This is a genomic window from Shewanella sp. SG41-4 (assembly GCF_014164505.1).
Taxonomy (GTDB): domain Bacteria; phylum Pseudomonadota; class Gammaproteobacteria; order Enterobacterales; family Shewanellaceae; genus Shewanella.
The window spans coordinates 1-2,512 of record NZ_JACJFI010000420.1; the positions used below are offsets into that span (position 1 = coordinate 1).

The 2,512-nt window shown below is 40.5% G+C and carries 3 protein-coding genes; all 3 read right to left on the reverse strand.

Going from position 1 to position 2,512, the window contains the following annotated elements; translation table 11 throughout:
• Positions 1 to 653, reverse strand: a 653-nt coding sequence (locus H5202_RS20540) for an ATP-binding cassette domain-containing protein (RefSeq protein WP_182773698.1), incomplete at its 3' end; no start/stop codon positions are given.
• Position 654: 1 nt separating this feature from the next.
• A complete protein-coding gene (locus H5202_RS20545; RefSeq protein ID WP_182773699.1) occupies positions 655 to 891 on the reverse strand; it encodes a glutaredoxin family protein in 237 nt (78 codons plus the stop codon).
• Positions 878 to 2,512: bifunctional 23S rRNA (guanine(2069)-N(7))-methyltransferase RlmK/23S rRNA (guanine(2445)-N(2))-methyltransferase RlmL (gene rlmKL, locus H5202_RS20550; RefSeq protein ID WP_182773700.1), on the reverse strand; the 1,635-nt coding region annotated here is incomplete at its 5' end. The genes rlmKL and H5202_RS20545, both read right to left, overlap by 14 nt.

Consider the following 2,512-nt stretch of genomic DNA (forward strand, 5'->3'; position numbering starts at 1 on the left):
AAACCACGGTCATGGCTGACAAATACGATAGCGCCTTTAAAGCTTAATAAAAATTGCTCTAACCACTCAATGGTATCGATATCTAAATGGTTGGTAGGTTCGTCAAGTAACAATAAATCAGGATTAACGACAAGTGCACGAGCTAACGCCACTTTACGCTGCCAACCACCAGACAATTCATTTAATGGCTTATCAGGATCAAGGCCTAACAATTGACAGTTTTGGATAATGCGTGAATCTAATTGCCAGCCGTCATTGTGATCTAATACTTCTTGAAGACGTTGCATTTGATTCAGCATACGGTCCATCTGCTCAGGATTAGCATCTGCAACATCGTGTGATAATTGATGATACTGTTCTAACGCTTCACCAATTTCTTTCAAACCCGCTGCTATATAAGAGTATACCGATCCGGTTTCTGCTTTTGGAGGGTCTTGCTGTAAACGACTCACGTTAACGTCATTTGCAATATTAAACTCACCATCATCAAGTAATACATCACCTGATAATACTTTCATTAAACTTGATTTACCGGCGCCATTACGCCCAACAATACACACGCGCTCACCAGGTTCAATGGTAAAGTCTGCATTTAGCAGCAAAGGAATGTAACCGTAGGCTAATGAGCCATTATTAATGCGTACCAGACTCAATCTAAACTCCTAAAAATTCTTGTAATTGTGCGGCATCGAAAGGCCAGAATAACTCACGTTCGCCCTGTATAAATACAGGAATGCTCATGCCATAACGCTCAGCAAGCGATGCGTTATCACAAATATCGATGTGTTGATAATTTATTGCGGTTTGATCAACCAATTTTTGAGCTATTTCACACAGATGGCAACCCTCGGTGTGAAATAGCACATAAGCGACTGAACTATTTTTTAGCATGAGTCAGTAGCCACACATTATGGATATGTGGATTACGTTTATAATCCAGCGGTAAACATAAATGGTCGATATTAGTCACGTCGATACCAGCTTGGTTCAACGCTTCGATATCCATTTTAAATTTACGTTTGTTGTTCGAGAAAATAAGCTCGCCATTTGGAGAAAGCAGCTTAATCAAGCCACCTAACATCTCAGCATGATCGCGTTGCACATCCCAACTGTCTTCCATACGTTTTGAATTTGAAAACGTCGGTGGGTCGATAAAAATGAGTTCATATTTCTGCTGGCTATTATCTTTTATCCACTGCAAACAATCTGCCTGAATAAAGTCGTATTTAGCGCCAGACAAACCATTTAAGGCAAAGTTTTCTTTGGCCCAACTGATGTAGGTATTAGACATGTCGATGGTGGTAACTGATTTAGCTCCGCCAATCGCAGCATGTACTGATGCAGACCCAGTGTAAGCGAATAAATTAAGGACATTTTTGCCTTTTGCTTTATCGCCAACCAGTTTACGTGTAACACGGTGATCGAGGAACAAACCCGTATCGAGATAACCGGTTAAGTTAAGTTTAAATTTAGCACCATATTCTTCAGTGATAACTTCAACTTTACGTTCGTCAATTTTTTGATACTGATTAGCACCTTTCTGACGTTCACGAGTTTTCAAGGTGATACGATCAGGATGAATCCCTAACGCTCCTGGCAACGCTAATAGCACATCACTAATACGACGTTTAGTCACAGCTTCAGGAATAGTTGCTGGAGCTGAATATTCTTGAATAACAACATAATCGACATATCTATCAATGGCGACGTTGTATTCAGGTAAATCAGCATCATATAAACGATAACTGTCTATACGCTCTTTTTTAGCCCATTTTTCAAACTGTTTAACATTCTTTTTAATACGATTAGCAAATGCTGGCGCAATATCGATAATATCAACACCTTCAGGCAATTCAGGTACATCTCGACGAGTACTGTTTGCGTGTAAGGTATAAATGTTAAAAGCACATTCTAATGCGCCGTTGAACATTTTCATCTGCTTGTCAGCTTTTAGTTTAAGCGATGATATAAGTTCAACATCACTGCACAACATAGCAATTTTCCAGCCACCAAACTCTTTTTTAAACTTATCACCGAGTTGGTAATAAAGTTGTAAAAGCTCGGTCACATTACCCAAACGCTCACCGTAAGGCGGGTTAGAAATCAAAAAGCCCTCACTTACAGGAGGTGTTACGTCGAGCGCATCTGACACGCTAAATTCAATTAATTCAGCAACACCAGCATTCTCAGCATTACGCTTAGCGATAGAAATTAGGTGAGGTTCGATGTCTGACCCGTAAAATTTAAGCTTACAACGCGTTTTGCCCAATGTTGCACGCGCTTGAGCTTCGTCAAAAATAACCTGCCACATTGCTTTATTGTGACTCTGCCAATTTTCGAAACCAAATTTCTCACGTTTTAGTCCAGGCGCAATATCAGCAGCCATTAATGCCGCTTCTATTAGTACCGTGCCACTGCCACAAAATGGGTCAAGCACAGTAATAGGGTTAGCTTGCCAACCACTGCGGACCAACATATTGGCAGCGAGATTTTCTTTTAATGGTGCTTCGCC